The following is a 25,642-nucleotide window of genomic DNA, read 5'->3' on the forward strand; positions in this document are numbered from 1 at the left end:
GCGCCGATGAAACGTATCCTCCTGATCGTCGGGGGCGGGATCGCGGCCTACAAGGCCGCCGAACTCATCCGCCTGCTCAAGACCAGCGGCCACGCGGTACGCTGCGTGATGACCGAGGCGGCGCATCATTTCGTGACGCCGATGACACTCGCCGCGCTCAGCGAGGACAAGGTCTACACGACGCTCTGGGACCTGAAGGACGAGGCGGAGATGGGCCATATCCAGCTCAGCCGCGAGGCCGACCTGATCGTCGTGGCCCCCGCGACCGCGGATCTGATCGCACGTATGGCGACCGGCATGGCGAACGATCTCGCGACGACGCTCCTGCTGGCGACCGACACGCCGGTGCTGGTCGCGCCGGCGATGAACGTCCGCATGTGGCAGCACGCCGCGACCGTCCGCAACGTGGCGCAGCTTCGGGCCGACGGGATTACCGTCCTGCAACCCGACGAGGGGATGATGGCGTGCGGGGAATTCGGCCCCGGCCGCCTGCCAGAACCGCCGGCAATCGCCGCCGCGGTTCAGGCGATGCTGGCGCCGCCCCGCCCCCTGAGACTGAGCGGTCGTCGTATCCTCGTCACCGCCGGCCCGACGCATGAGCCGATCGACCCGGTTCGCTACATCGCCAACCGATCCTCAGGCAAACAGGGGTTCGCGATCGCTGCGGCGCTGGCGGATCTCGGCGCGCGCGTCACGCTGGTCGCAGGCCCGGTCACGCTTCCCACGCCTGCCGGAGTCGACCGGATCGACGTCGAGACCGCGCGGCAGATGGCGAGCGCGGTCGACACAGCGTTGCCCGTCGACGCCGCCGTGATGGTCGCGGCGGTCGCCGACTGGCACGTCGACGCCGCCCCGCAGAAGATCAAGAAAAACGGTGCGACCCCGCTGCTCTCGCTCGCGGAGAACCCGGACATCCTCGCCACGCTTGCCCACAGCCCACAGCGCCCGCGTCTGGTGATCGGCTTTGCCGCGGAGACCGAAAACGTGATCGAACACGCGACCGCCAAGCGCCTCCGCAAGTCGGCCGACTGGATCGTCGCGAACGACGTATCGGGCGACGTGATGGGCGGCGCCGACAACAGCGTCCACCTGGTCACCGCGACCGGCGTCGAAAGCTGGGAGCGGCTGCCGAAGGATACGGTCGCGGCCCGACTGGCGGACCGCATCGCCGATGCGCTAGAACCCGAGTCATGATCGGGATCGAACTCAAACGCCTGCCGCACGGCGAAGGCCTGCCGCTGCCTGCTTATGCGACGGATGGCGCCGCCGGAATGGACGTGGTCGCCGCCGAAGCGCTGACTCTCGCGCCCGGCGACCGCGCTGCGGTCGCGACGGGGTTCGCGATCGCGATCCCGCCCGGTCACGAAGTCCAGGTCCGCCCGCGCTCTGGTCTCGCGCTGAAGTACGGCATCACCTGCCTCAACACGCCCGGCACGATCGACAGCGACTACCGCGGCGAAGTGAAGGTGATCCTCGCCAATCTCGGCCGCGAGCCGTTCGCGATCGCGCGCGGCGACCGCATCGCGCAGCTCGTTCCCGCGATCGTCCTGCGTGCGACGCTGATCGAAGTCGCGACGCTCGACGACACGACGCGTGGCGCGGGCGGCTTCGGATCGACCGGACGATGATCGGCGCCCTGTTCGCCCTCCTCCAGGTCGTCGCCCCCCCCGGTGCGATCCTACCCACGCCTCCGGCTGCCCAGACATCGCCTAGCATGCCGTCGGGCGGCGGGGCCTCTGCCGGCGTACCGCTGGCGCCGCAGGATTGGAGTGCCTTGCCGGTCCTGCGCATCCGCCAACGCTCGACCACGCTGGCCAACACCTCGGCCTATGTGCACGGCGAAGTCGTGGCCGGGCGGTGCGCCAGGGCGATCCGGACGACACAGGGCTGGACGCTCAGCATCGACCTTGCGGTGCTGATGACCCCCGACGGCCGCGTCCGGCGGATCACCCCGCGTGCGATCGACTGCCCGACCGTGGAGCAATATGCGGCCGGCGTCATCCTCGGCGCGCGCGATGCGATCGACGTGGTCGATACCGATACCGACACCTGGTATCGCACCAGCCTGACGTTCGCCTGGGGCGCATGATCCTCTCCGACCACGAACTCACCCGGTATGCGCGGCATATCGTCCTCAAGGAATTCGGCGGCACCGGCCAGGCCCGACTGAAGGCCGCGACCGTCGCTATCGTCGGTGCGGGCGGGATCGGTTCGCCCGCGCTCCAGTATCTCGGCGCCGCCGGGATCGGTCGCCTGATCCTGATCGACGACGACTCGGTCGAACCGTCCAACCTGCAGCGCCAGACGATCTTCACCACCGCCGACACCGGCCTCGCCAAGGTCGACGCGGCGGCGGCGGCGGTCGGGCGGATCAATCCTTACGTCACGGTCGACGTGCACCGCACGCGCATCGACCCGACCAATGCCGCTACACTGTTGGCGGGCGCCGACGTCGTGCTCGACGGGTGCGACAATTTCGCGACCCGGTTCTGCGTCGCGGATGCCGCCTACGCGGGACGCATCCCGCTCGTATCGGCCGCCGTCGGCCAGTTCGAAGGGCAGCTCGCAACCTACCGGGGGTGGGAACTCGACAAGCCATGTTACCGCTGTTTCGTCGGCGACGATCCCGAGCGCGCGGAGACAAGCTGCGCGGAGGATGGCGTACTCGGCCCGGTCACCGGCGTGCTGGGCAGCCTCGCCGCGCTCGAAGTCCTGCGCGCGATCGCACCGTTCGGCGACGATCAGGCGGGCAAGTTGCTGCTGATCGACTTGCTCGGCCTGCGGTTTCGCACGATCCGATTGCCCAAAGACCCCGGATGCCGCGGCTGTGGGCGAGACGCCTCGCAGCCGGCTACCGCAGCAGACTGATCGACCCGCCCTGTTCCTGCGAAGGTACAGGGCGGGCCGGTTCGGGTCAGCCCTGAAGCAGACCCTTGGCGAAGTCGCGAACCGCCGGACCAATATCGGCGCGCGACAGCGCGATCGCCAGATTGGCCTGGATGTAGCCGGCCTTGTCGCCGCAATCGTAGCGCTGGCCGTCGAACGTGAAGCCGTGGAACGGCTGGTTGCCGATCAGCTGCGCCATGGCATCGGTCAGCTGGATTTCGCCACCAGCACCCTTTTCCTGCGTCTCGAGGATCCGCATCACGCCGGGCTGCAGGATGTAGCGGCCGGGGATCATCAGGTTCGACGGCGCCGAACCCTGCTTGGGCTTTTCGACGAGCGCCTTCACTTCGGTCAGCCGGCCATCGATCGCGCCGGGCGAGATGATGCCGTACTTGTCCGTCTCCGAATCGGCGACTTCGAGCGCACCGATCACGTTGCCGCCGACGCGGTTATACGCCTCAACCATCTGCTTCATGAAGCCAGGCTTGCCGACCATCAGCTCGTCGGGCAGCAGCACCGCGAACGGCTCGTCGCCCACGATCTCGCGCGCACACCACACAGCATGGCCAAGGCCGAGCGGCTCCTGCTGGCGAACGTAAACAGGCGAACCCGGCTTCATCCGGATATGGCTGATCGCATCGAGCGACTTGCCGCGCGCCTTCATCGTCGCTTCGAGCTCGTACGAGATATCGAAATGATCCTCGAGCGCGCCCTTGCCGCGGCCGGTCACGAAGATGATCTGCTCGATCCCCGCTTCCAGCGCTTCCTCGACCGCGTACTGGATCAACGGCTTGTCGACGACGGTCAGCATTTCCTTGGGCATCGACTTGGTCGCCGGCAGGAAGCGCGTGCCGAGTCCGGCGACGGGAAATACGGCCTTGCGAAGCGGCTTGATCGTCATTCGGAGCTCCAATTATGTCGTCGAGGTCGTTTAGTTGCGGTGCACCATTTACCGATCGTTACGCACCCGCGCAATTCCGAACAGCCGACCAAAGAAACGCTGTAACCGGTTAGCGCGTCCTTAAATATCCTGGGCTAGAGAGGTTCCATGTCCAAGATCCTCGTCATTTTCGGAACGCGCCCCGAAGCGATCAAACTCTTTCCGGTGATCCGCGCGCTGGCGGCGATATCTGGGCTCACGGTGCGAACCTGCGTGACCGCGCAACATCGCGGCTTGCTCGATCAGGTGCTCGCGATCGCCGACCTCGCCCCCGACATCGATCTCGACCTGATGGAGCCGGGCCAGACGCTCGACCGCCTGACCGCTCGCCTGCTGACCGGGCTCGGCGAAGTGATGGACGCCGAACGCCCCGATCTGGTCGTCGTCCAGGGCGACACCGCCACCGCGATGACCGGCGCGCTCGCCGCCTATTACCGCAAGGTGCCGGTGGCGCATGTCGAGGCCGGGCTGCGCTCGGGCGACATCTACCAACCTTGGCCCGAGGAAGTGAACCGCCGGATCGTCGCGCCGATCGCCGCGCTCCACTTCGCGCCGACCGACACTGCGGCCGAGGCGCTGCGCCGCGAGACGATCGCCGCCGAGACGATCCACGTGACCGGCAACACGGTCATCGACGCGTTGCACTGGACCGCCGACCGGGTCGCCGCCGATCCTTCGCTGGCTGCCGGGCTCGACGACATCGCGATGCGGTTCGCGGGGAAACGCCTGATCCTGGTGACGACGCATCGCCGCGAGAATTTCGGCGACGGCATGGCGGCGATCGCGCGCGCGATCGGGCGAATCGCGGCGCGCGAGGATGTCGCGGTCCTGTTTCCGGTCCATCCCAACCCGAACGTCGTCTCGGTGATGGACGCGGTCCTCGGCGACCGCGCCAACGTCGCGCGGATCGCGCCGCTCGATTACCCGCATTTCGTCCGCGCGCTCGGGATGGCCGACATCGTCCTGACCGACTCGGGCGGCGTGCAGGAGGAGGCGCCCGCGCTCGGCAAACCCGTCCTGGTAATGCGCGAGACGACCGAGCGACCCGAGGGAATCGCCGCCGGCACCGCCAAGCTGATCGGCACAGACGAGGACCGCATCGTAACCGAGATCTTCGCCCTCCTCGACGATCGCAGCGCCTATGCCGCGATGGCGCGCGCGCACAATCCGTTCGGCGACGGTCACGCCGCCGCGCGGATCGCCGACGTCATCGCCCAGACTCTCACCCCAAAGGACGCCGCCGCGCATGCTTTCTGATCCCGAACTCTCCGTCGTCGTCATGGGCCTAGGCTATATCGGCCTCCCGACCGCGGCGGTGATCGCCCGCACCGGCGCGCGCGTACTCGGCGTCGACGTGACCGAATCGGTGGTCGAGACCGTCAATTCGGGCCGCGTGCATATCGAGGAGGTCGATCTCGACGGCCTCGTCTCCGGCGTCGTCGCGCGCGGCACGTTGCGCGCGTCGATGACGATCGAGCCGGCCGATGTGTTCGTGATCGCCGTCCCGACGCCGTTCGACGCCGATCATGCGCCCAACATCGGCTATGTCCTCGACGCCGCGACGACCATCGCGACGGTGCTCAAAGCCGGCGACACGATCATCCTCGAATCGACGTCCCCCGTCGGCACCACCGAACAGGTGCGTGACGTATTGGCCAAGCTGCGTCCCGATATCCGGGTGCCCGGACGCGCGGGCGAACAGGCCGACATCGCGATCGCCTATTGCCCCGAACGCGTGCTGCCCGGCCGCATCCTGGTCGAGCTGATCGACAACGACCGCGTGATCGGCGGGATCACGCCGCGGTGTGCGCGCAAAGCGCTGACCTTCTATCGCCGATTCGTCCGCGGCGCCTGCGTCACCACGACCGCGCGCGCGGCGGAGATGACCAAGCTCACCGAGAACGCGTTTCGCGACGTGAACATCGCGTTCGCCAACGAATTGTCGCTGATCGCCGATACGATGGGCGTCGACGTGTGGGAGGTGATCCGCCTCGCCAATCGCCATCCGCGCGTGAACATTCTTCAGCCCGGCCCCGGCGTCGGCGGACACTGCATCGCGGTCGACCCGTGGTTTTTGGTCCACGCCGCGCCCGACCAGACCCCGCTGATCCGGACCGCGCGCGAAGTGAACGACGGCAAGACCGACCATGTCATCGCGCAGGTCTCGGCGCTGGTCGACTCGACGCCCGATGCGGTGGTCGCCTGCCTAGGCCTCGCGTTCAAGGCGAACATCGACGACTTCCGCGAAAGTCCAGCGCTGAAAGTTGCACAGGCGGTGGCGGACGCGTTCGGCGACCGCGTGCGGATCGTCGAGCCCTACGCCAAGTCGCTGCCGGTCGCGCTGGCCGAGACGGGGGCGATACTGATCGACGTCGATAGCGCGATCGAGACGTGTGCGATCATGGTCGTGCTGGTCGACCACGACGTCTTCAAGTCGATCCCGCTGGAGGAACGTGCCGACAAGACCGTGCTAGATACGCGCGGCATCTGGCCGGACCAGCCGCGCCCGGTCCTCCCGCCCCGGCACTGATCACCTACCCGAACGAAAAAACGCCCGGCGGCATAGGCCGCGGGCGCTTTTTTCATGTCTCGATCATAAAGTCGATAAGCCGGAGGACCGTCCGGCTTACATCGCAGCGGCTTACTGCTGCGGCTGGTTCTGCGCGCCACCCGGCATACCGGCCGGACCACCCGGAACGCCGCCTGGCATCGCGCCCGGTGCGCCACGCCCCATCTGCGCCTGTGCCTGCATCTGCTGCACGACGCTCTGCGGTAGGAAGTCGAGCAGCTCGACATCGAACACCAGCGTCGAGTTGGCCGGGATCGGGCCGGCGGCCTTGTCGCCATAACCCAGCGACGGCTTCATCCAGAAGCGGTACTTCGACCCCTTGGGCATCAGCTTCAGCGCTTCGGAGAAGCCTGGGACGACGCCGGTCACCGGCATCGGCATCGGCTGCTGCGACTTGTCGAAGGTCGTGCCGTTGAGCAGCTTGCCCTCGTAGTTGACCAGCGCGACGTCCGCATCGGTGGGCTTGGCCGCACCGGGCTTGCCGGGCGCGATCACCTTGTACTGCAACCCGGACGCGGTCACGACCACACCGCGTGCGCGTGCATTGCGGGCCAGCGGATCATCGCCTTGGCGCGCAAGTGCGACCGCGGCGATCAGCGCGAGCGCGATACCGACCCAGAGATAGACGAGGTAGCTGCGCTTTGTAGGCTGCAGCGGCACTGCGGTGACGGTCGACATCGGATCAGGCCCCGGTCATCTGGTCACGCCGGAGCGCCGTGCGTGCCGTTGGAAAGCAAACGGGGGCGCCGATCACGACACCCCCCGAAACTATCGGCCTGCCCGTTCGCCGGGCGTGGCCGACCAATCTTACCGTGCGCCGTCGCGCTCTGCGCGCTTGCGGTCGAGCTTGCGCGAACGACGAATCGCCGCCGCACGCTCGCGCGCCCGCTTCTCCGACGGCTTCTCATAGTGCCGGCGCAGCTTCATCTCGCGATACACGCCTTCGCGCTGCAGCTTCTTCTTGAGCGCGCGAAGGGCCTGGTCGACGTTGTTGTCGCGTACGATGATCTGCATAAACCCGTTAAGCTCCGGTCGAATAGATTTTTGCCGTCGCGAATAGGTCCGCGCCGCATGAACTGGGGCCCCTATCAGGGGAGTGCGGGGGTTTCAAGCCAAACCGCGCGTGCCGGTACGGCGACACGCCACTTTGCCCGCTTTGCGGCAGGACCAATGCATCGCTAAGAGCGGCCGCATGACCCGCATCCCCCTGACCCTGTATAACAGCCTCACGCGCCAGCTCGAGACGTTCCAGCCGATCGACCCGACCGATGTCGGGCTCTACACCTGCGGGCCGACCGTCTATAATTACCAGCATATCGGCAACATGCGTGCCTTCCTGTTCGCCGACACGCTGGGCCGCGTGCTGCGGTGGAAGGGATGGCCGACGACTCACATCATCAACATCACCGATGTCGGGCACCTGACCTCCGACGCCGATGTCGGCGACGACAAGATGGAGAAGGCTGCCGCCGGACAAGGACGTTCGATCTGGGAGATCGCGGCCTATTACACCGACGTGTTCAAACGCGATGTCGCGCGCCTCAACATCGTTTCGCCAGCACGCTGGGCGGTCGCGACGGATCATATCGCCGAGATGATCGCGTTCGCCGAACAGATCGCACCGAAGCACTGCTATATGCTCGACAGCGGGCTGTATTTCGATGTGGCGACGGTCCCGGACTATGGCCGCCTCGCACGTGCCGGGAACGACGACATCGAAAGCCGAATCGAACCCGTCGCCGGCAAGCGCAACCCGCAGGACTTCGCGATCTGGCGCACCTCGACTCCGGGCGAGAACCGCCAGATGGAATGGGATTCACCCTGGGGTCGCGGCGCGCCGGGCTGGCATCTCGAATGTTCGGTGATGAGCAAGCATTACCTCGGCGCGCATTTCGACATCCACACCGGCGGGATCGATCACCGCGAGATCCACCATCCCAACGAGATCGCGCAGAACCAGGCGCATTGCGAGTGCGCCGATACCGGTGCGAGCCTCTGGATGCACAACAACTTCCTGGTCGAACGTGCAGGCAAGATGTCGAAGTCGACCGGCCAGTTCACGACGATCCAGACGATCGTCGACCGCGGCTTCCACCCCCTCGCCTACCGGTTGATGTGCCTCCAGGCGCACTATCGCAGCGAGCTTGAATTCTCCTGGGAGAACCTCGCGGCGGCAGCGATCCGCCTGAAGCGGATGGTGCAGGCGGTCGAGACGTTGCGTGCCCGCGAGCCCGGCGGTCCGTCGGGCAGCGCGCATGCCTATGCCGATCGGCTGGAAGAGGCCGTGTCGGACGATCTCGCAACTCCTCGCGCGCTGCCGATCCTCGACGAACTGCTCGCGGACAAGCGAGTCGCGCCAGCGGACCGGATCGCCGCGCTGGACGATTTCGACGCGGTGCTGGGACTCGATCTCGCGACGATCAGCCGCGAGGACCTGCGGATCCGCCCGGTAACGGCAACGATCGACGAAGCCACCATCGCCGCACGCCTCTCGGACCGTCGCGACGCGCGCGCCGCGAAGGATTTCGGACGGTCGGATGCGATCCGCGACGAACTCGCCGCCGCCGGAGTCGAGGTGATGGACGGCGACTCGCTCGGCTGGGACTGGAAGATCGCGCTTTAGGTAAAGCCGACCTGCTTCGGCGCTATTCGATCCTCCCCCGCCAGGGGGAGGTGGCTGGCCCTTGCCAGACGGAGGGGGAGGAAAACGCAACCTTTATGCGTGCCCCCCCCTCCGTCGCCTACGGCGCTACCCCCCCCTGGCCGGGGAGGATGGAGAGTCGTACGCGAACCAACTCGCTCCCCATCCCGGCACAACTTGACATGCCCCGCCGCGCGCCGATGCTCTGCACATGAAAGCCGTCCTCCCCGCCGCCGCCCGCCCGCTCCTCGAACCGCACCTCCCCGCGGACATCGACATCGCCTGGTTCACCAAGCCCGCCGAGGCGAACGCGATGATCGCCGATGCGGACATCGCCTGGGTCGACATGCAGCCGACCGAGCTCGTCGCCGACGCGATCCGCCACGCCGGACCGACCCTCAAATGGGTCTCGACGATCTACGCCGGGCTCGACGCGTTCCCACTCGACTGGTTGCGCGACAACGGCGTCACGCTGACCAACGGTGCCGGCATCAATGCCGTCGCAGTCGCCGAATACGCCGTAATGGCCGTGCTCGTCGTCGCCAAGCGCTTCGACACCGTCGTTCGTGCGCAGGACCGCCACGAATGGCTGAAGGACGCACCCGGCAAGATCGAACTCGCAGGCACCAGGGCCCTCGTCATCGGCTACGGCACGATCGGCAAGATGATCGGCGATCGCCTGAGCGCGTTCGGCGTCGACGTCACCGGCGTCACGCGCACCGGCCGCGACGGCACGCTTACGCCGGACGCGTGGCGCGATCGGCTCGGCGACTTCGACTGGATCATCCTGGCCGCCCCCTCGACCGGCGCCACGCACGCGATGATCGGCCGCGACGAACTCGCGGCGATGAAACCGTCCGCATGGCTGATCAATATCGCCCGCGGCGACATGATCGACGACGACGCGCTAATCGCCGCGCTCACCGGTGGCGGCATTGCGGGCGCGGTGCTCGACCCGACCAACCCCGAACCCCTGCCCCCCGAGCATCCGCTCTGGTCGACGCCCAACGCCATCGTGACGATGCATCTGTCGGGCCGCAGTCAGACTACGATGTTCGCGCGCGGCGCGACACTGTTCCTCGAAAACCTCGCGGCATTCCTCGCCGGCAGCCCAATGAGGAACGTCGCGGACCTCGACGCGGGCTATTGAAGCCGGCTGCGATACCCGCCCCAAAGCTTTACTTCATTGCGCGAAAAGGCATTTTCCCGCATGGCCAGCCCCACAATTCATCGATCGGACGACATGATATGGCCGCGAACTGGGCCCCCGACAGCTGGACGCGTCACGAAGCACGACAGCTCCCCTCTTATCCCAACGCCGCAGCGCTGACCGCCGCGACCGACCAGCTGGCCACGTTCCCGCCGCTCGTCTTCGCCGGCGAAGCGCGCAACCTGACCGCGCAGCTCGCCGAAGTCGCCGCCGGCAAGGCATTCCTGCTCCAGGGTGGCGACTGCGCCGAGAGCTTCGCCGAGCATAGCGCGAACAACATCCGCGACACGTTCCGCGTGATCCTCCAGATGGCCGTGGTGCTCACCTACGCGTCGAAGCTGCCGGTCGTGAAGCTCGGCCGCATGGCCGGCCAGTTCGCCAAGCCGCGCTCGACCGACACCGAGACGATCGGCGGCGTCGAGCTGCCCTCGTACCGCGGCGACAACGTCAACGACATCGCCTTCACCGCAGAATCACGTGCGCCCGACCCGCAGCGGATGATCCGTGCCTATTCGCAGTCGGCCGCGACGCTCAACCTGCTGCGCGCCTTCGCGCAGGGCGGCTACGCGAACCTCCACCAGGTCCACCGCTGGACGCACGACTTCATGGGCCGCAGCCCCTGGTCGAAGAAATACGCCGAGACCGCTGACCGGATCGGCGAGGCGCTCGAGTTCATGGCCGCCTGCGGGATCGATCCCGAGACCGTGCCGCAGCTCGCGCAGACGCATTTCTATACTAGCCACGAGGCGCTTCTCCTCCAGTACGAGCAGGCGCTGACCCGGCAGGATTCGCTGACCGGCGACTGGTACGATACCAGCGCGCATTTCCTCTGGATCGGCGATCGCACGCGTTTCGAGGGTTCCAGCCACGTCGAATATCTGCGCGGCATCGGCAACCCGATCGGCATCAAGTGCGGCCCGAGCCTCGATCCCGATGCGTTGCTGCGGATGCTCGACACACTCAACCCCGGCCGCATCCCTGGCCGGATGACGCTGATCACGCGCTATGGCTATGACAAGATCGAGGCGAACCTGCCCCGCCTCGTCCGCGCCGTCACGCGGGAGGGCCATCCGGTGGTGTGGAGCTGCGACCCGATGCACGGCAACGTCGTCAAGGCCGCCAACGGCTACAAGACGCGGCCGTTCGATCGCATCCTCGCCGAAGTCCGCGGCTTTTTCGCGGTCCACCGCGCGGAAGGCACGCACGCCGGCGGCATCCATGCCGAGATGACCGGGCAGAACGTGACCGAGTGCACGGGCGGTGCGGTCGACGTGACCGAGCAGTCGCTAGCCGACCGCTATCACACCCATTGCGACCCCCGCCTCAACGCCAGCCAGAGCCTCGAGCTCGCCTTCCTGCTGGCCGAGATGCTCAACGAGGAAATGGCCGAGCGCAAGAAGGCCGCCGCCTGACAAAACGGACGCCTGAAAAAACGGGCGGGCGTCTACGGAATTATCGGCAAGCGTCTTGACGCCTGCCACACCATTCCGTAGACGCCCGCATCTGCTAACGGCCCCTTCGTCTAGCGGTTAGGACGACGCCCTCTCACGGCGTAAGCACGAGTTCGATTCTCGTAGGGGTCACCAGCTCTTCCTGAGAATACGTGGCGCTAGAATATGCGCCGTCGTTCAATATCCCAAAGTACATAATTAGCGGGCCACGACGTCCGCAGCATAACGCATGCCGGTCCGCCTATTTTCCAGTCAGCGGCTTAACCCACCCTCGCTAGGCGTTCGATTTTTTCTGACGAACAGCATGATCGGCAGCACGAGCGGTCAGCGCCATGAACGTCAGTGACGGGTTCACGCACGAGATCGACGCCATTTGCGCCCCGTCGGTGACGTAGAGGTTCGACGCGGCATGCGCCTGGCTCCACTCGTTGAGCACCGACGTGCGCGGGTCGCGGCCCATGCGCGCGCCGCCCATTTCATGGATCGCGTCGCCGGGAACGTGCTCGCTTTCCGTGCTTTTCACATTGGTCAGGCCCGCCCCCCTGAGCATCGCCTCACCTTGCGCCCTCGCGTCGGTCATCATCTTCAGTTCGTTCTCGCGGAAGCGAACGTCGAAGCGCATCAGGGGGACGCCGTACCGGTCGACGTTGTTCGCATGCAGCGAAACCTTGTTGTCGGCATAGGGCAGGCATTCGCCGAACGCGCCCATGCTGAACCGCCACGGCGCGTATTTGCGCATGCCCTGCTTCATCGATGCGCCGAACCCGACCGGGGCGGCGGGGTTGCGATAGGCGCTGCCCTGATAGCCATAGCCACGCTTGAAGCCGACACCCTCGTCGCCGCCGATATTGCGGAAGCGGGGCACGTAGACGCCGCCCGGACGGCGACCGAACTCGATGAACTCCTCCATGCCGGGGATGTCGCCCTCGATCCCGACGCGGAAGATGTGGTCCATCACATAGCGCCCGAGCGTGCCGCTATCGTCGAAATAGCTTCGGTCGCTGCCCGGCGCGCGCGAGTTCAGCATGATTTGCGTGGATGCGATCGCCGACGCGCAGAGGAAGACGAGATCGGCGTTGACCGTCTCCGCCTGGCCGGTCTTCGTATCGATGTAGCGGACGCCGGTAACCTTCTTCCGCGCCGCGTCGTAGACAAGGTTGGTGACGACCGAGTCCGATTTGAGCGTCAACCGTCCGGTCGCGCGTGCGGCCGGCAACGTCACTGCCTGGGTCGAGAAATAGGCGCCGAACGAACAGCCATTGCCGCACTGGTTTCGGAACTGACACTTGGTCCGGTTCTGGTCGGCCTTGTCCTCGGTCATGTTGGACAGCCGCGTGTTGATCAGCTTCCGGCCCGGAAATTTGGTTTCGAGACCGTGCTTCAGCCATTTCTCGGCGACGTTCATCGGCATCGGCGGCTGAAATTCGCTGTCGGGGAGATAGGCGAGGTTCTCGCGCGAACCCGAGACGCCGATGTATTTCTCGACATAGCTGTACCACGGCGCGACATCGTCATAGCGGATCGGCCAATCGCCATCGATGCCGTCGCGCTTGTTCGCCTCGAAATCCTCAGGGCTCCAGCGGAAGCACCAGCGGCCCCAGATCAGCGACTTGCCGCCGACCGCGCCCGGCCGGATCCAGTAGAACTTGCTGCCTTCGTCATAAGCATAAGGGTTCAGCCGGTCGTCATTGTGGAACTCGCGGTTGCTGGGCTGGACATAGCCGTGCTTGCCGATGAAGTAATCGCTGTCGAGCAACGCCTTGGGCATGATGTTGCGCGCGGGCACCTCGTAGGCGGGCTTGCCGTCATAGGTGTAGCCCTCGCCATGCTCGACCATCTTGCCGCGGTCGAGCATCAGGACGCGCAGGCCCTTTTCCGTCAGTTCCTTGGCAGCGAAACCACCGCTTACGCCAGACCCTATGACGATCGCGTCGAACCTGTTGGTCTCGGCCATGATCTTCCTCTCCTACTACTTAGAAACGCACCCAATCAGAAACGCTGCCGGTCAGAAGCGCGGCCGGTCAGAAACGAAGCGCGCGCAACGTCCGGAAACTCGTGGTGATGTCGGGCAGATAGGGCGCGGGGGCCTCGTCGTTCTCGACGTAGAAATGCCGGACGCCGGCGCTGCCCTTCAGCTTGAACAGCGCGGCGAAATCGATCGTGCCCTGCCCGACCGCGGTCATGCTCCGATCGGGGCGCATGTCCTTGACGTGGTAGGCGTAGATCCGTTGCGACAGGCGCTCGATCAGCGTCGCCAGGTTTTCACCAGCGTGCAGCGCCCAGTAGAGATCGAGTTCGAGCTTCACGAGCGTGGGGTCGGTTTCCTTGAGCAGCCGCTCGTACAGGCTGACGCCGCCCGGCTTGGTGGTGAACTCGAAATCGTGGTTGTGATAGGCGAAACCCAGCCCGGCCTTCTTCAGATCGGTCGCGAACCGGTTGAAGTTCGGCAGCGCTGCGGTCCAGCCCGCCTCGTTGCGATGCTCGTCGGTCATATACGGCAGCACGACCGTGGTGGCGCCGAGCGTCTTGGCCATCGTCACGGACTGGTCGAACCGCTGGAGCAGCGCGTCGTAGCCGATGTGCACGGAGGGCGCGGTCAGGCCGAGCTTGTCCATCGTCCGGCGCAGCATCGCATGGTCCATGCCCTCGAAGCCGCCACCGCCGAACTCGACCTCGCGGTAGCCAATCTTGGCAACCTGCCCGAGCGTACCGACGGGGTCCTTCGAGAAGATGTCGCGGATCGTGTAGAGTTGCAGGCCTATCGCCTTCAACTGTGCCGCGGAGGCGGTCGGCACGAACGCGAGCGCGGCGACCGCGCCTGAGCCGGCGAGCAGGTTTCTACGGCTGAGGATCATGCGGAATACACCTTGTTGACCTGAGAATAGGGGAATGCGCCGTTATACTCGCCCGGCACCGGCAGATATTCGCGCTCCTGCGTCATGCCGATTTCCGACGTGTAGTAACCGGTGATGACGAGCTGGCGGAACGCCTCGAAGAAGACGCCGCCGGACGGGATCTGGTCGTTCATCGCCAGCGTGAGGAGCGCGTCGTGCTGTGCCGCAGTCGCCTTGGCGGCGGGGACCTTGTAGTCTTTGAGGCTGCGCGCCTCGATCGCGTCGAGCCCAGCTAGGATCGGGACGCGGTCGACGGGTGCGGCCCAGTCGGCGAGCAGCTTTTCGATATAGGCCGGCACGCCCGCGGCGATCGCACCGGGCGTATCGGTGGTCGGCAGCACGCGTTCGCTGAGCGCGGTCATCAGCGCGCGCTGGGGGACGGTGAAGACCGCGACGCTGGGCGGGCCTTCGCTGATGACAGGGATGCCGGCGGCGGCGCCCGGTGTTGCCGCGATCCCGGCGGCGCGTGCGATCGGCGCATACAAAGCCGTGCCGAACATGGCGACGACGCCAGCGAGGGCAGTTCTGCGGTCGATCATTTACCGTCCTTTCCAAGGTCCTGCGCGATCGCCGCTTCGGTCAGCGGACGGACCCAGATGTTGCGAAACGACACCGGTGAATCGTGATCCTGGAGCTGGATCGGTGCGGCATCGGCATGCGCAGTGTAACTGGCCACCTTGCGCCAGATGGTGGTGCCGAGCATCGCCTGGTGGTTCTGGACGAGCACGCCGTTGAGCAACGCGGTGACGTAGGCAGGGCGGAGCAGGCTGCCGTCGGCGGCGAAGCGGGGGCGCTCGAACACGATGTCGTAGGTCTGCCATTCGCCGGGACGGCGCGCGGCGTTCACCAGTGGCGGCTTCCAGCCATAGACCGCGCCGACCGTGCCATCGGCATAGGTCGGGTTCTGCGAGCCATCGAGGATCTGCAGCTCGTAACGCTGCATGAACCAGATCCCGCTGTTGCCGCGATCCTGCGAGCTTTTCGTCGGCGGGTTGGGCGAGCGAAATTCGAGGTGCATCTGCACGTCGCCGAAGCTCTGCTTCGAGACGAGGTTGTTCTCGCCGCCGCTTTTCGCGCGCGAGGGGATCGTGAGGACACCGCTCGCGATCGGCCAAGCGATGCGATCTGGCTTCCACGCGCCGAGCGATCGGCCGTCGAACAGCACGACCGCGTCGGCGGGCGGACCACCGTGGGTAGCGGCTGGCGCAACCACGATCGGTGCGGGGCGGTCGGTATCATGGACGTGCCACTGGCCGCCGGGCAACATCGGCGTGTCCTTAAAGCCGGGCTTGTCCTGCGCCGCAACTGGTCCCGCCAGCGCTACGACGACGCTCGCCATCAACACCGTCTTCATCCCCATCCCCCTCATGCTGCGTCGATCTCGCGATAGGCGGCGATCAGGCGATCTTCGCCTGCGCGGCCTGCGATCGAATTGCCGTGTTCCATGCCGATCACGCCGGTGTAGCGTTGCGCCTTCAGCCACTTCACGACCGAGGCGAAGTTGATCTCGCCAGTCGAGGGCTCGTTGCGGCCCGGATTGTCGCCGAACTGGATATAGCCGATCTCGCTCCAGCAGGTCGCCAGCGTCGGGATCAGATTCCCCGACTGGATCTGCTCGTGATACAGGTCGGCGAGGATCTTCACCGCCGGACTGTTGGCCCCGCGCGCGACCGCATAGCCCTGCGAGATCGTCTGCATGTAGACGCCGGGATGATTGGTTCGCGTGTTGAGCGGCTCCATCACCATTGCCGTACCCGACGGCGCGACGATATCGCCCGCGCGGCGCATTACGTCGATCACGCGGGCGGTCTGGATATCGACCGGCACCTTCGGGTCCATGAACCCGGTGACGACGGTCATCCGCAACGCGTTCAGCCGCTTGGCGACGTCGAGCGACGCGCGAATGTCGGCGAGGAACGCCTCGCGCTCGGCGCCGTCATTGGCGCCGAGGAGCGGCCGCGACTGCGACCATTTAGGCATGCTGGCCACGAACACGCCCATCGTCATGCCGCGTTGCGCGAGTGCCTTGGCCATCTGCTCCTGCTCGGCCACCGAGCGCGTTGCCGCCTCGTTGTCCTCCCAGGCGGTGAAGCCCTGATCGGCGGCGTAGGCGATCTGCTCGATCCGTCCGCCGCGACTGGCGAAGCTGCCCTCGTGCGGCGCATAGCCGAGCGAGAAGCGTGCGGCGTTGCTGCCGCGACGCTGGGCGGCAATCCCGGCGGGTACCAGCGATGCCGCTGCACCAGCGGCGAGCAAGGTACGGCGCGAGAGCGTCATGCGCGCCGCGCGATCACTTCGCGCCCTCCGCCTTGAGGTACGCGATGATCGCAGCCCGCTTGGCCGCATCGGGCGTCGCGATCGGCATCCGCGTTCCGGGCACCTTCTTCTGGGGGGCGGCGAGATACTCGTTCAGCGTCTGCTCGTCCCAGCGCAGCTTCGACGCCTTCATCGCAGCCGAATAGTTGAAGCCGGGTGTAGCGGCGGCCGCACGGCCAACCACGCCGTATAGGTTCGGGCCGATGCCGTTGCGGCCGCCCTTCGCCACGGTATGACAGGCGCGGCAAGCGGCGAACGCCGGGGGCGAGGCCGCGGTCGACTGTGCAGTGGTCGGCGCGGATATCGTGACCGCCGCAACCGCCGCGATGCTTCCCGCGACCAAGGCCATGAGCAACTTCATTCAGAGTCTCCCGGATTTACTGAAGTCCATTTCTGGTCCGATGCGGCGTTGGCGATCACCGCTTCGATGAAGCGCATCGTGTGCAGGCCATCGGTCACGCCTGGAAACCAACGGTCGTTGCCATCGCTGCGGATCGCTGAAACGAATGCGCGGTAGAGGTTGGCGAACGCCTCGATATAGCCCTCGGGATGCCCAGCCGGAGTCCGCACCAGCGTGGCGGTGGCGTCGAGCATGCCGGGCCCGCCGGTCCGTACGATCTCGGCCGGACGATCCAGCCAGCGGAGTGTCAGCGTGTTGGGCTCCGTCTGTGACCAGTCGAGCCCGCCGCGTTCGCCGTGGATGCGCAGTCGCAGCCCGTTCTCCTCGCCGGCCGCGACCTGGCTCGCCTTCAGCACGCCGCGCGCGCCGCCCTGGAACCGGAGCAATGCGCTGACGTCGTCGTCGAGCCGCCGGCCCTCGACATGCGTGGTGAGGTCCGCCGAGACCGACTCCACCGACAGGCCGGAGACATGCTCGGCAAGCTGGAACGCATGCGTGCCGATGTCGCCGAGACAGCCGCCGAGACCGGCGCGCGCGGGATCGGTCCGCCATTCGGCCTGCTTGTTGCCGTCGGTGTCGATCGGTTGGCTGAGCCAGCCTTGCAGATATTCGACCTGCACCAACCGGATCGCGCCGAAATCGCCACGCGCCACGCGCGCGCGCGCTTCCTCGATCAGCGGATAGCCGCTGTACGTGAACGCCAGCGCGAACTGGCGACCGCTGGCCTTGGCGGCTGCGGCGATCGCTTCGGCCTCGACGACGCTCATCGCCATCGGCTTTTCGCAGAACACGTGGACGCCGGCGTCCAGTGCCGCAATCGCCATCGGCGCGTGAAGGTGGTTCGGCGTGACGATCGCGAGCGCCTCGATCCGTTCGTCCAGGGGCAGTGTGCGTTCGTGCGCGATCAACGCGTCGAGCGATGGGTAGACCCGCCGCTGATCCAGTCCGAGCCGCTCGCCGGTGCGCGTGTTGCGCCCGCCATCGGTGCTGAACGCACCCGCCACCAGGTCCCAATCGCCGTCGAGCGCCGCCGCCATCCGGTGGACGGCGCCGATAAAGGCCCCTTCCCCGCCGCCGGCCATGCCGAGACGAAGCCGGCTCATGCCTGCTTCTCCGACAGCCCGAGCAGCTTGCGTATCGATGCCCGGTCGATGCCGCTGGCGGCGAAGTCGTCGAACGGGCGTTCGGTCTTGCGGATCATGTGGTCGCGGATGAACGGCGCGCCTTCGCGGGCGCCGTCATCGGATCGTTTGAGCGCGCACTCCCATTCGAGAACCGCCCAGCCGTCATAGCCGTATTGCGCCATCTTGCTGAAGATCGCGGAGAAATCGACCTGCCCGTCGCCGAGCGAACGGAACCGGCCGGCGCGGTCGACCCAGTTCTCGTAGCCGCCATAGACGCCGGTGCGCCCGTTCGGGTTGAACTCGGCATCCTTGACGTGGAAGCACGAAATCCGGTCGTGATAGCGGTCGATGAAGTCGAGATAGTCGAGCTGCTGCAACACGAAATGCGACGGATCGAACAGCAGACGAGCACGGGGATGGTTGTCGACTGCCGCCAGGAACCGCTCCCAGGTCGCGCCGTCATGGACGTCCTCGCCCGGATGCACCTCGAACGCGCAATCGACGCCGACATCCTCGAACACGTCGAGAATTGGGGTCCAACGCCGCGCTAGTTCGGCAAAAGCTTCCTCGATTAGGCCGGCGGGGCGTTGCGGCCATGGATAGACGTACGGCCATGCCAGCGCGCCGGAGAAGGTGGCGTGCGCGGACAGGCCGAGATTGGCGCTGGCGCGCGCGGCGAGCTTGACCTGTTCGACCGCCCAGAGCTGGCGCTCGGCAGGTTTGCCGTGGACTTCGGGGGGCGCGAAGCCGTCGAACAGCGTGTCATACGCCGGGTGCACAGCGACGAGCTGGCCTTGCAGATGCGTCGACAATTCGGTGACTTCGATGCCGTGCTCGGCGAGCGTCCCGCGAAGGTTGTCGCAATAGGTCTTGCTCTCGGCGGCGAGCTTCAGGTCGATCAACTGCGCGTTGCAGGGGATCTGGACGCCGACATAGCCGAGCCCTGCCGCCCATTCCGCCAGCCCGTCGAGCGTGTCGAACGGCGCTTCGTCGCCAAGGAACTGGGCGAGGAATATCCCCGGCCCCTTCATGCCGGTCATGCTGCGATCTTCCTGGTGTCGTCGCGGAACGTGAACTGGAACAGCAGCGCGATCACCGCCGCGGCGATGGCGGGATACCACCACATATGCTGCCAGTCGGTGATGGTCGGCGAGGCCGGCAGTTGCGCATACAGCAGCGCGCCGATCTGCGACCCGAGCAGCATGCCGACGCCGTAGGTGAACAGCGTCAGCATCCCCTGCGCCTGCGCATTGACCCCCTTCGGCGTGGCGATCGTACCGGTGTAGATCGCGCCGGCGACGAAGAAGAAATCATAGCACACGCCGTGCAGCGCGACGCCGAGATACACCGCCCAGATCGACGAACCGCCATCGCCGATCGCGAACAGGGCGTAGCGCAACGCCCAGGCGGCCATGCCGACCAGCAGCAGCGGCTTCACCCCGAACCGGCGATACAGCCACGGCATCGAGAACATGAACACCAATTCGGACATCTGGCCGATCGCGAGCGTGCCGCCGACGTTGCTGATGCCGGTCGCGCCGACATAGGGCGAGGCATAAGCGTAATACATCGCCAGCGGGACGGAGATCAGCGTCGCGCAGTTCATGAAGATCAGGAACGAGCGCTGGCGGAGCAGCCCGAACGCCTCCACGCAGAACACTTGGCGGAGAACGCTCTCGTCGCGCGGCGCGTCTGCCGTCACGTTCGGCAAGGTGAAGCTGTAGAGCCCCAACGCGATCGAGACGACCGCCGCGACGCGGAAGATCTCCGGGCTCGCCGACAACCCTGCCCATCCGATGATCAGCCCGGCGGTGATCCAGCCGAGCGTACCGAACGCCCGGACGAACGGGAACTTGTCGGTCCGCTCGCCAAAGCTCTTCAGCGCGATCGTGTTTGCGAGGCCGACCGTCGGCATGTAGAGGATCATGTAGCAGAGCAGCAGCCAGACGAAGGTGCCGCCATTTTCCGGCGTGACCAGCGACGGCAGCACGAACAACAATACGCCGCCGATCAGGTGCAGGGTCACCATCAGCATCCGCGGGCTGACATAGCGCGCTGCCGCCATGCCAAGCAGGAACGACCCGACGATCGACGCGATCGGCCCGACCGAAAACGCGTTGCCGATGAGGTTGCCGATGCCGACGGTCTGCATGACGAGGCCGAGCGTGACGGTCCAGGCGCCCCAGACGAAGAACTGCATGAACATCATCACGCTCAGGCGGCCGGTCAGCATCCCACCGACGGCGGGCGCGGCCTGAAATCCATCGTTCGTCACGGCCATTCGCCACCTCTCCGATCGCAGTTTTCCTGCTTGTCGGACACAAGGCTACGGAGGCGTGAAACGAATGTAAAGGATTACATCGGATATATATCGACACTGCCCCCAACCGGATCCATGACGAACCGATGCCGACGATTATCGAAGTGGCCGCACTCGCGGGCGTCTCCACCGCCACCGTGTCGCGCGTACTGAGCCGCCCCGAACAGGTGTCCGAGGAAACACGGCGGCGGGTGCTCGCGGTCGTCCGCGAGTCGGGGTATGCGCCCAATGTCGCCGCGCGCAGCCTGCGGACTTTGCGCGCGGCGAAGATCCTGCTGACGGTCCCCGACATCTCGAACGCGTTCTTCGCCAGCGTCATCCGCGGCGCGGAGGAGGCGGCGCGAGACGCGGGGTATTCGGTCGTCGTCGGCGACACGCGGCACGATCCAGACGTCGAGGATCAGTACGCCGATATGCTCTCGCGCCGCGAAGTCGACGGGCTGATCTTCCTCGGCCACCGCCTGCCCGCCAGCCTTGCCCCGCTGCTGGCACGCAAGGGGACCGCTGCGCCGATCGTCAACGGCTGCGAATACAGCCCGGATCTGGGCGTCCCCAGCGTCCATATCGACAACGCCGCGGCGAGCGCCGACGCGATCGAGCATCTGATCGTGCTCGGCCACCGCACCATCGGTGTCATCACAGGCCCCGAGATAAGCCCGATCAGCCGCGACCGCCTCGCCGGCGCGATCATCGCCGCGACCCGCGCCGGCCTGCGCGACAGCCTGCACATCCGCATCGGCGACTATTCCGCCGGATCCGCGGTCGATCACACCCGCGACCTGCTCGCACACGACGTCACCGCGCTATTCTGCTTCAGCGACGAAATGGCGATGGGCGCGCTCAAAGCGATCGGCGATGCGGGGCTATCGTGCCCCGCCGACATCTCGGTGATCGGCTTCGACGACCTGCCGCTCGCCCGTTATTTCCAGCCGCCGCTGACCACCATCGCCCAGCCCAAGGGCATGATCGGGCGCCGCACGGTCGAACTGCTCGTCGACATCCTGCGCGGCGTCGACGGCCCCCCGCAGCAAGTCACACTCCATCACGAACTCGTGGTGAGGAAAAGCACCGCGGCACTTCGCCCTCGATGATAGAAATCGGCGACAGGATTGTATGCCCGAGACTGACCGTCGTTTACTCTTTCGGGTAACGCACGCTGCGTCTCTGGATCAAAGCTTAGCCGAACTGAAGCGGGCTATCGGCGGTGGCTCCAATAACGCTATGGGCGCCCCCGCTGAACGGAGATCCGTCCGAGATTTACAGACGTTCGAGCCTTCAATGTCCTGAACCCCGCCGATCGAGACCAATTGGCAGACTTCGCGCATACGCTACCGGACCGGCCGTTCGCGAGGTATCGCGGGCCATGCCCGACTCAGACCCGACGCCCCCGATTCCTGCAGCGACGTTGATCGTGTTCCGCGAAGCATCGGTAGGGCCACCCCAGATCCTGATGGTCGAGCGCGCGAAGGCGATGGCGTTCGCGGGCGGCGCACTCGTGTTTCCAGGCGGGCGGGTCGATCCGGGCGATCATACGCTGGCTGCGTTGCTGGGGCGTCCCGACGCCGATACCGCCGCGCGGATCGCAGCGATCCGCGAGACAATCGAGGAAGTCGGACTGGCGATCGGCCTGTCGCCGGCACCGTCGGCATCGACGCTCGCGACGCTCAGGGCCGCCTTGCACGCGGGGTTCCCGTTCGCGCAGGTGCTGGCGGAGGCCAAAACGCGGGTCGATCTCGATGCGCTCGAGTATTTCGCGCGATGGCTGCCCGCGCACGCCGCCGTGCGGATCTTCGACACGCGCTTCTATCTGGCCCGCCTGCCCGCCGGTGCGCCCGCACCCCGCGTCGACGCAACGGAGAATGTCCGCCTGTTTTGGTCCACCGCCGCCGACGTGTTGGCGGATGCCGATGCAGGCCGGGCCACGATCATCTTCCCGACCCGTCGCAATCTCGAACGGCTGGCGCAATTCGCCGATGTCGAGGCGGCAATCGCGCAGGCGCGGAGTCACCCGGTTCGCACGATTACCCCGTGGATCGAGACGCGCGACGGCGTCGATCATCTCTGCATTCCCGACCATCTCGGCTATCCCGTGACCGTGGAGCGGCTCAGCGACGCGGTCCGCGGCTGATCGCATGCGGGCGCTTCGTCGTACGATCGGCGGGCTTACGGGGCTCGCATTGCTGGTCGCGCTCTGCCTCGTGCTGTGGGCCAACCTGCGGGGGCGACCGCAGGACCTGCCGTGGACTCCGCTCGATCTCGGCCAACCGATCGGCGCGTTCACCGGCCGCAAGCTGACGGCGCTGACCCGGGATTTTCCAGCATGCCGGGCGCTGCTCGACCAGGCCGGCGTGTCCTATGCGGTCCTGCCGCCCCTTCGGGACGGGGATCGATGCGGCTATGCCGATGGGGTTCGCCTGGTCGAAGATCCCCGCACGGCAGATGGCAATGTTCGGCGGGTCGCGTTCATCCCGGCGGGATTGCGCCTATCCTGCCCGGTCGCGGCGGCGCTAGCGATGTGGGAGTGGAATGTCGTGCAGCCTGCCGCACAGCGGCATTTTGGCGCCCAAGTCGCACGGATCGATCATCTCGGCAGCTATAGTTGCCGCCGCATCTTGGGCAGCGGCGCGACCGGCTGGAGCGAGCATTCGACCGCGGACGCCGCCGACATCGCGGGGTTTCGGCTCAGCGACGGCACGCGCATCACGATCGCGCGCGACTGGCGGGGCGACACGGCGAAAGCGGCGTTTCTTCACGACGTGCGCGACGGCGCATGCACGCTGTTCGCGACGACATTGTCACCCGATTACAATGCCGCACATGCCGACCATCTCCACCTCGACCAGGCCGAACGCGGATCGATCGGCTGGCGCGCGTGTCGTTAAGTCTTCGATCAGTTCGCCAGCGTCGTCCCCGAATCGACCTTCTCCACCCAATATGGAAAGAACGCGGGTTGACGGTTCGACCAGCCCGACGCGGTCGCCGCGGCTTCGCTGATCGACTGGAGCAATTTTCGCCGGAGTTCGGGATGCAGATGCGGCAGCGCGGCGGCAGCGCAGAACGCGGACGGCAGCCACGGCCGGACCTCCGCCCCGATCAGCCGCTCGTACAGGAAGCGCAATGCGGAAAAGCTGGTCAACCGCCCCTGCCCCAGATCGAACGCGACGAGGGTCATCAGCGGAGCGAGGAAAGGCTCGATTGCGTCGAGACCGCTGTCGTCGGGCACCATGACGCGAAGATCGGGCAGCGCATTGTAGAGTCTCGCCTGGGCACGGATGCTTGCCGCCTCGACGACATCGCGGGACCACCGCTCGGTCGCGTCGTCACGGTCCAGCCCGACATCCAGAGACCGTCGGATGTAGCGCTGCGCAGCGCTCGGAAAAGCCGCGAATTCCTTCATTTCGGCGAGGGTCATCGACCCCTGTGCCGGTTTCATTCTGGAAGCCATGTCGTCACCCCGCTCTCGTCAAGGAACCGGCAGACTATGCGCTCAGATGGTTAACAACGACCCTATCGCGCGTCATCTTTCCGTAACACCAAGCGACCATGAAAGCTGTTGCGCTGCAACAAGGCTGCGACGAACCGAACGAAACTAAGCGATTTGATCGTCTTGCGCGGCGTTTGGGCAACAAAAAAGCGCCGGTCGTTGCCGACCGACGCCCGTTCGTTGAGCAGATGCGAGGCTTACGCCTGCTTTTCGCGCAGCGCCCGCTCGGCATCCTCGTCATAGCCCGACGACTTCGCCGGCTCGGTACCAGACCCCGGCTGCGTCGCCGAAATCGGATCGCTGCCGTCCATCGACTCGTCGAGCCCGTTGTCGAGACGCGCGTCGGCGCTGTCGGGGTTCTTCTGCAGGCGCTTGCCGATCGACTTGTCCTGGCCCGCTTCCTGGCGCGGATCGCGACCCGAGCTTTTGCCCTCCGCATCCTTGTCGTCGGGCGCTACGGACAGGCTATCCAGCGCGCTCTTGTCTATGTCGGTCATTGCGACGTCCCTTTTTAATCTTGGCGGTGACCAACGGTCGAAGGGCGCTTTGTTTCCCCCGAACCGCGCCGGGGAGCGGCTCAATCCAGCGGCGTCACCTTCACCGTCTGCTCCCACAGATACGCCTGACCAAACACCGTCATGAACGCGATATCGGTCGCATCGCGCCCGACGCAAACTCGCGCGATATCGCTGCACGTCGCCATCTTCGTCGCATCGATCAACCGCCAGTCGCCTGCCAGCCACAGCTCCGCGACCGCATGGAAGTCGGGCGGATCGACCCCCGGTGCATAGGCCGACACGCACCGAGCCGGGATCCCGCCCGCCCGCGCGAGCGACACCAGCAGATGCGAATAGTCCCGACACACCCCAGACCTAGAAGCAAACGTATCGAGCGCGGTCGTCTCGCCACTGCTCGACCCGCAGCGATAGTCGAGCGACTGGTACACCCACTCGGTCAGCGCCGCCGCCAGCGGACCGCCTTCCAGCCCCCCGAACTCGCGCGCGACGAAGCCCTCGAACCGGTCCGACGGACAATAGCGGCTCGGCATCAGATACGGCGTCAGCTCGCCATCGAGCATCCGCGGCGGCGTCGCCGGATACAGCTCGAGCTGCACCCGCTCGCGATTTACGGCGACGATGGCCTTATACTCGGCCGTGAACCGCCCATGCCCGCGCGACCAGCAACGCTGGCCGATCCCGTCCTCGCCGCGCACCGCCCGGATCGGACTGTCGGACCACAGGGTAAGGGACTCGGACTCGATCGTCTGGTCGACCATCGCCGCAGCCTCGATCTGGAGGAGCACATCGGCATCCCCCGTGATCCCGTAATCCAGACGCACGTCGATCGAGAGCCGCATTGCGCGTCCCATTCCTGTCCCGAGGCCAAAAGAAAAGGGCCCGGCGGTGT

At 66.2% G+C, this 25,642-nt stretch carries 27 protein-coding genes and 1 tRNA gene; 13 read left to right on the forward strand and 15 right to left on the reverse strand.

The window, feature by feature from the left end:
• Positions 1 to 6 precede the first annotated feature (6 nt).
• From coaBC to ASG20_RS08920, 4 genes are read left to right on the forward strand one after another with little or no spacing between them, the layout of a single operon-like run.
• Positions 7 to 1,194 (forward strand): bifunctional phosphopantothenoylcysteine decarboxylase/phosphopantothenate--cysteine ligase CoaBC, encoded by a 1,188-nt coding sequence (gene coaBC / locus ASG20_RS08905; protein WP_056051232.1) that lies wholly within the window; start codon positions 7 to 9, stop codon positions 1,192 to 1,194.
• Positions 1,191 to 1,628: a dUTP diphosphatase gene (dut, locus tag ASG20_RS08910; protein WP_056051234.1), complete on the forward strand. Its 438-nt coding sequence runs from the start codon at positions 1,191 to 1,193 to the stop codon at positions 1,626 to 1,628. Before coaBC ends, dut begins: the two co-directional genes overlap by 4 nt.
• The gene (locus ASG20_RS08915) at positions 1,625 to 2,089 is read left to right on the forward strand and encodes a hypothetical protein (RefSeq protein WP_121904146.1); all 465 of its coding nucleotides are present in this window, start codon (positions 1,625 to 1,627) and stop codon (positions 2,087 to 2,089) included. The genes dut and ASG20_RS08915 overlap by 4 nt, the downstream gene beginning before the upstream one ends.
• On the forward strand, positions 2,086 to 2,868 hold the full coding sequence (locus tag ASG20_RS08920) for a HesA/MoeB/ThiF family protein (RefSeq protein ID WP_056051237.1): 783 nt from the start codon (positions 2,086 to 2,088) through the stop codon (positions 2,866 to 2,868). Before ASG20_RS08915 ends, ASG20_RS08920 begins: the two co-directional genes overlap by 4 nt.
• A 46-nt stretch (positions 2,869 to 2,914) precedes the next feature.
• On the opposite strand, the gene galU is transcribed toward ASG20_RS08920, so the two are convergent.
• On the reverse strand, positions 2,915 to 3,787 hold the full coding sequence (galU, locus tag ASG20_RS08925) for a UTP--glucose-1-phosphate uridylyltransferase GalU (RefSeq protein ID WP_056051238.1): 873 nt from the start codon (positions 3,785 to 3,787) through the stop codon (positions 2,915 to 2,917).
• Positions 3,788 to 3,934: 147 nt separating this feature from the next.
• Between galU and wecB the strand changes: the two genes are divergently transcribed.
• Positions 3,935 to 5,083, forward strand: coding sequence for a non-hydrolyzing UDP-N-acetylglucosamine 2-epimerase (gene wecB, locus ASG20_RS08930; RefSeq protein ID WP_056051240.1), 1,149 nt, complete (start codon positions 3,935 to 3,937; stop codon positions 5,081 to 5,083).
• Positions 5,073 to 6,356, forward strand: a complete 1,284-nt coding sequence (gene wecC / locus ASG20_RS08935; protein ID WP_056051241.1) for a UDP-N-acetyl-D-mannosamine dehydrogenase — start codon at positions 5,073 to 5,075, stop codon at positions 6,354 to 6,356. Before wecB ends, wecC begins: the two co-directional genes overlap by 11 nt.
• A gap of 111 nt (positions 6,357 to 6,467) precedes the next feature.
• Here the strand turns inward: wecC and ASG20_RS08940 are convergent, their stop codons facing one another.
• Together ASG20_RS08940 and rpsU are read right to left on the reverse strand one after the other, a co-directional pair.
• Complete coding sequence (locus ASG20_RS08940; protein ID WP_056051243.1) at positions 6,468 to 7,073, reverse strand: FKBP-type peptidyl-prolyl cis-trans isomerase; 606 nt, start codon at positions 7,071 to 7,073, stop codon at positions 6,468 to 6,470.
• A 129-nt stretch (positions 7,074 to 7,202) separates the two neighbouring features.
• Positions 7,203 to 7,409 carry a 30S ribosomal protein S21 gene (gene rpsU, locus ASG20_RS08945; RefSeq protein WP_055878578.1) on the reverse strand — a complete coding sequence of 69 codons (207 nt, stop codon included), beginning with the start codon at positions 7,407 to 7,409 and terminating at the stop codon, positions 7,203 to 7,205.
• A 178-nt stretch (positions 7,410 to 7,587) separates the two neighbouring features.
• On the opposite strand from rpsU, the gene cysS reads away from it, so the two are divergent.
• From cysS to ASG20_RS08965, 4 genes are all read left to right on the forward strand, one after another.
• On the forward strand, positions 7,588 to 9,018 hold the full coding sequence (cysS, locus tag ASG20_RS08950) for a cysteine--tRNA ligase (RefSeq protein WP_056051244.1): 1,431 nt from the start codon (positions 7,588 to 7,590) through the stop codon (positions 9,016 to 9,018).
• 229 nt (positions 9,019 to 9,247) lie between these two features.
• Positions 9,248 to 10,186 carry a D-2-hydroxyacid dehydrogenase gene (locus tag ASG20_RS08955; protein ID WP_056051246.1) on the forward strand — a complete coding sequence of 313 codons (939 nt, stop codon included), beginning with the start codon at positions 9,248 to 9,250 and terminating at the stop codon, positions 10,184 to 10,186.
• 98 nt (positions 10,187 to 10,284) lie between these two features.
• Positions 10,285 to 11,658 carry a class II 3-deoxy-7-phosphoheptulonate synthase gene (locus ASG20_RS08960; RefSeq protein ID WP_056051248.1) on the forward strand — a complete coding sequence of 458 codons (1,374 nt, stop codon included), beginning with the start codon at positions 10,285 to 10,287 and terminating at the stop codon, positions 11,656 to 11,658.
• A 99-nt stretch (positions 11,659 to 11,757) separates the two neighbouring features.
• A tRNA-Glu gene (locus ASG20_RS08965) sits at positions 11,758 to 11,832 on the forward strand.
• A gap of 139 nt (positions 11,833 to 11,971) precedes the next feature.
• Here the strand turns inward: ASG20_RS08965 and ASG20_RS08970 are convergent.
• The 9 genes from ASG20_RS08970 to ASG20_RS09010 all read right to left on the reverse strand — a co-directional run bounded on the left by ASG20_RS08970 (position 11,972) and on the right by ASG20_RS09010 (position 20,712).
• Entirely contained in the window at positions 11,972 to 13,651 is a 1,680-nt protein-coding gene (locus ASG20_RS08970) for a GMC oxidoreductase (protein WP_056051249.1), read from the reverse strand.
• 67 nt (positions 13,652 to 13,718) lie between these two features.
• The gene (locus tag ASG20_RS08975; protein WP_056051251.1) at positions 13,719 to 14,552 is read right to left on the reverse strand and encodes a sugar phosphate isomerase/epimerase family protein; all 834 of its coding nucleotides are present in this window, start codon (positions 14,550 to 14,552) and stop codon (positions 13,719 to 13,721) included.
• On the reverse strand, positions 14,549 to 15,130 hold the full coding sequence (locus ASG20_RS08980; RefSeq protein ID WP_056051253.1) for a gluconate 2-dehydrogenase subunit 3 family protein: 582 nt from the start codon (positions 15,128 to 15,130) through the stop codon (positions 14,549 to 14,551). Before ASG20_RS08980 ends, ASG20_RS08975 begins: the two co-directional genes overlap by 4 nt.
• Positions 15,127 to 15,945: a 3-keto-disaccharide hydrolase gene (locus ASG20_RS08985; protein ID WP_231420266.1), complete on the reverse strand. Its 819-nt coding sequence runs from the start codon at positions 15,943 to 15,945 to the stop codon at positions 15,127 to 15,129. The genes ASG20_RS08980 and ASG20_RS08985 overlap by 4 nt, the downstream gene beginning before the upstream one ends.
• Positions 15,946 to 15,956: 11 nt before the next feature.
• A complete protein-coding gene (locus ASG20_RS08990; RefSeq protein ID WP_056051257.1) occupies positions 15,957 to 16,868 on the reverse strand; it encodes a hydroxypyruvate isomerase family protein in 912 nt (303 codons plus the stop codon).
• A 13-nt stretch (positions 16,869 to 16,881) separates the two neighbouring features.
• Complete coding sequence (locus ASG20_RS08995) at positions 16,882 to 17,268, reverse strand: c-type cytochrome (protein ID WP_082470866.1); 387 nt, start codon at positions 17,266 to 17,268, stop codon at positions 16,882 to 16,884.
• The gene (locus tag ASG20_RS09000; RefSeq protein WP_056051258.1) at positions 17,265 to 18,410 is read right to left on the reverse strand and encodes a Gfo/Idh/MocA family protein; all 1,146 of its coding nucleotides are present in this window, start codon (positions 18,408 to 18,410) and stop codon (positions 17,265 to 17,267) included. Before ASG20_RS09000 ends, ASG20_RS08995 begins: the two co-directional genes overlap by 4 nt.
• On the reverse strand, positions 18,407 to 19,471 hold the full coding sequence (locus tag ASG20_RS09005) for a sugar phosphate isomerase/epimerase family protein (RefSeq protein ID WP_056051260.1): 1,065 nt from the start codon (positions 19,469 to 19,471) through the stop codon (positions 18,407 to 18,409). The genes ASG20_RS09000 and ASG20_RS09005 overlap by 4 nt, the downstream gene beginning before the upstream one ends.
• Positions 19,468 to 20,712, reverse strand: coding sequence for an MFS transporter (locus ASG20_RS09010; RefSeq protein ID WP_056051262.1), 1,245 nt, complete (start codon positions 20,710 to 20,712; stop codon positions 19,468 to 19,470). Before ASG20_RS09010 ends, ASG20_RS09005 begins: the two co-directional genes overlap by 4 nt.
• Positions 20,713 to 20,837: 125 nt before the next feature.
• On the opposite strand from ASG20_RS09010, the gene ASG20_RS09015 reads away from it, so the two are divergent.
• The 3 genes from ASG20_RS09015 to ASG20_RS09025 all read left to right on the forward strand — a co-directional run bounded on the left by ASG20_RS09015 (position 20,838) and on the right by ASG20_RS09025 (position 23,633).
• Positions 20,838 to 21,842 (forward strand): LacI family DNA-binding transcriptional regulator, encoded by a 1,005-nt coding sequence (locus ASG20_RS09015; protein WP_056051263.1) that lies wholly within the window; start codon positions 20,838 to 20,840, stop codon positions 21,840 to 21,842.
• Positions 21,843 to 22,114: 272 nt separating this feature from the next.
• Positions 22,115 to 22,879 carry an NUDIX hydrolase gene (locus tag ASG20_RS09020; protein WP_056051265.1) on the forward strand — a complete coding sequence of 255 codons (765 nt, stop codon included), beginning with the start codon at positions 22,115 to 22,117 and terminating at the stop codon, positions 22,877 to 22,879.
• A 4-nt stretch (positions 22,880 to 22,883) separates the two neighbouring features.
• Complete coding sequence (locus ASG20_RS09025; RefSeq protein WP_056051267.1) at positions 22,884 to 23,633, forward strand: extensin-like domain-containing protein; 750 nt, start codon at positions 22,884 to 22,886, stop codon at positions 23,631 to 23,633.
• 8 nt (positions 23,634 to 23,641) lie between these two features.
• Here ASG20_RS09025 and ASG20_RS09030 read toward each other — a convergent pair whose 3' ends face one another.
• The 3 genes from ASG20_RS09030 to ASG20_RS09040 all read right to left on the reverse strand — a co-directional run bounded on the left by ASG20_RS09030 (position 23,642) and on the right by ASG20_RS09040 (position 25,592).
• The gene (locus tag ASG20_RS09030) at positions 23,642 to 24,196 is read right to left on the reverse strand and encodes a hypothetical protein (RefSeq protein WP_056051270.1); all 555 of its coding nucleotides are present in this window, start codon (positions 24,194 to 24,196) and stop codon (positions 23,642 to 23,644) included.
• A gap of 236 nt (positions 24,197 to 24,432) precedes the next feature.
• Positions 24,433 to 24,732, reverse strand: coding sequence for a hypothetical protein (locus tag ASG20_RS09035; RefSeq protein ID WP_056051272.1), 300 nt, complete (start codon positions 24,730 to 24,732; stop codon positions 24,433 to 24,435).
• Positions 24,733 to 24,812: 80 nt separating this feature from the next.
• Positions 24,813 to 25,592 (reverse strand): transglutaminase-like domain-containing protein, encoded by a 780-nt coding sequence (locus ASG20_RS09040; protein ID WP_056051274.1) that lies wholly within the window; start codon positions 25,590 to 25,592, stop codon positions 24,813 to 24,815.
• Positions 25,593 to 25,642: the final 50 nt, after the last annotated feature.

Origin of the sequence: Sphingomonas sp. Leaf198 (assembly GCF_001424005.1) — a bacterium.
In the GTDB taxonomy this organism is placed as follows: Bacteria; Pseudomonadota; Alphaproteobacteria; order Sphingomonadales; family Sphingomonadaceae; genus Sphingomonas.

What these genes read in the sequence shown, in the direction of transcription:
- coaBC (WP_056051232.1), top strand. Translation starts at nt 7, where the DNA reads ATGAAACGTATCCTCCTGATCGTCGGGGGCGGGATCGCGGCCTACAAG.
- dut (WP_056051234.1), top strand. Translation starts at nt 1,191, where the DNA reads ATGATCGGGATCGAACTCAAACGCCTGCCGCACGGCGAAGGCCTGCCG.
- ASG20_RS08915 (WP_121904146.1), top strand. Translation starts at nt 1,625, where the DNA reads ATGATCGGCGCCCTGTTCGCCCTCCTCCAGGTCGTCGCCCCCCCCGGT.
- ASG20_RS08920 (WP_056051237.1), top strand. Translation starts at nt 2,086, where the DNA reads ATGATCCTCTCCGACCACGAACTCACCCGGTATGCGCGGCATATCGTC.
- galU (WP_056051238.1), bottom strand. Translation starts at nt 3,787, where the DNA reads ATGACGATCAAGCCGCTTCGCAAGGCCGTATTTCCCGTCGCCGGACTC.
- wecB (WP_056051240.1), top strand. Translation starts at nt 3,935, where the DNA reads ATGTCCAAGATCCTCGTCATTTTCGGAACGCGCCCCGAAGCGATCAAA.
- wecC (WP_056051241.1), top strand. Translation starts at nt 5,073, where the DNA reads ATGCTTTCTGATCCCGAACTCTCCGTCGTCGTCATGGGCCTAGGCTAT.
- ASG20_RS08940 (WP_056051243.1), bottom strand. Translation starts at nt 7,073, where the DNA reads ATGTCGACCGTCACCGCAGTGCCGCTGCAGCCTACAAAGCGCAGCTAC.
- rpsU (WP_055878578.1), bottom strand. Translation starts at nt 7,409, where the DNA reads ATGCAGATCATCGTACGCGACAACAACGTCGACCAGGCCCTTCGCGCG.
- cysS (WP_056051244.1), top strand. Translation starts at nt 7,588, where the DNA reads ATGACCCGCATCCCCCTGACCCTGTATAACAGCCTCACGCGCCAGCTC.
- ASG20_RS08955 (WP_056051246.1), top strand. Translation starts at nt 9,248, where the DNA reads ATGAAAGCCGTCCTCCCCGCCGCCGCCCGCCCGCTCCTCGAACCGCAC.
- ASG20_RS08960 (WP_056051248.1), top strand. Translation starts at nt 10,285, where the DNA reads ATGGCCGCGAACTGGGCCCCCGACAGCTGGACGCGTCACGAAGCACGA.
- ASG20_RS08970 (WP_056051249.1), bottom strand. Translation starts at nt 13,651, where the DNA reads ATGGCCGAGACCAACAGGTTCGACGCGATCGTCATAGGGTCTGGCGTA.
- ASG20_RS08975 (WP_056051251.1), bottom strand. Translation starts at nt 14,552, where the DNA reads ATGATCCTCAGCCGTAGAAACCTGCTCGCCGGCTCAGGCGCGGTCGCC.
- ASG20_RS08980 (WP_056051253.1), bottom strand. Translation starts at nt 15,130, where the DNA reads ATGATCGACCGCAGAACTGCCCTCGCTGGCGTCGTCGCCATGTTCGGC.
- ASG20_RS08985 (WP_231420266.1), bottom strand. Translation starts at nt 15,945, where the DNA reads ATGAAGACGGTGTTGATGGCGAGCGTCGTCGTAGCGCTGGCGGGACCA.
- ASG20_RS08990 (WP_056051257.1), bottom strand. Translation starts at nt 16,868, where the DNA reads ATGACGCTCTCGCGCCGTACCTTGCTCGCCGCTGGTGCAGCGGCATCG.
- ASG20_RS08995 (WP_082470866.1), bottom strand. Translation starts at nt 17,268, where the DNA reads ATGAAGTTGCTCATGGCCTTGGTCGCGGGAAGCATCGCGGCGGTTGCG.
- ASG20_RS09000 (WP_056051258.1), bottom strand. Translation starts at nt 18,410, where the DNA reads ATGAGCCGGCTTCGTCTCGGCATGGCCGGCGGCGGGGAAGGGGCCTTT.
- ASG20_RS09005 (WP_056051260.1), bottom strand. Translation starts at nt 19,471, where the DNA reads ATGACCGGCATGAAGGGGCCGGGGATATTCCTCGCCCAGTTCCTTGGC.
- ASG20_RS09010 (WP_056051262.1), bottom strand. Translation starts at nt 20,712, where the DNA reads ATGGCCGTGACGAACGATGGATTTCAGGCCGCGCCCGCCGTCGGTGGG.
- ASG20_RS09015 (WP_056051263.1), top strand. Translation starts at nt 20,838, where the DNA reads ATGCCGACGATTATCGAAGTGGCCGCACTCGCGGGCGTCTCCACCGCC.
- ASG20_RS09020 (WP_056051265.1), top strand. Translation starts at nt 22,115, where the DNA reads ATGCCCGACTCAGACCCGACGCCCCCGATTCCTGCAGCGACGTTGATC.
- ASG20_RS09025 (WP_056051267.1), top strand. Translation starts at nt 22,884, where the DNA reads ATGCGGGCGCTTCGTCGTACGATCGGCGGGCTTACGGGGCTCGCATTG.
- ASG20_RS09030 (WP_056051270.1), bottom strand. Translation starts at nt 24,196, where the DNA reads ATGGCTTCCAGAATGAAACCGGCACAGGGGTCGATGACCCTCGCCGAA.
- ASG20_RS09035 (WP_056051272.1), bottom strand. Translation starts at nt 24,732, where the DNA reads ATGACCGACATAGACAAGAGCGCGCTGGATAGCCTGTCCGTAGCGCCC.
- ASG20_RS09040 (WP_056051274.1), bottom strand. Translation starts at nt 25,592, where the DNA reads ATGCGGCTCTCGATCGACGTGCGTCTGGATTACGGGATCACGGGGGAT.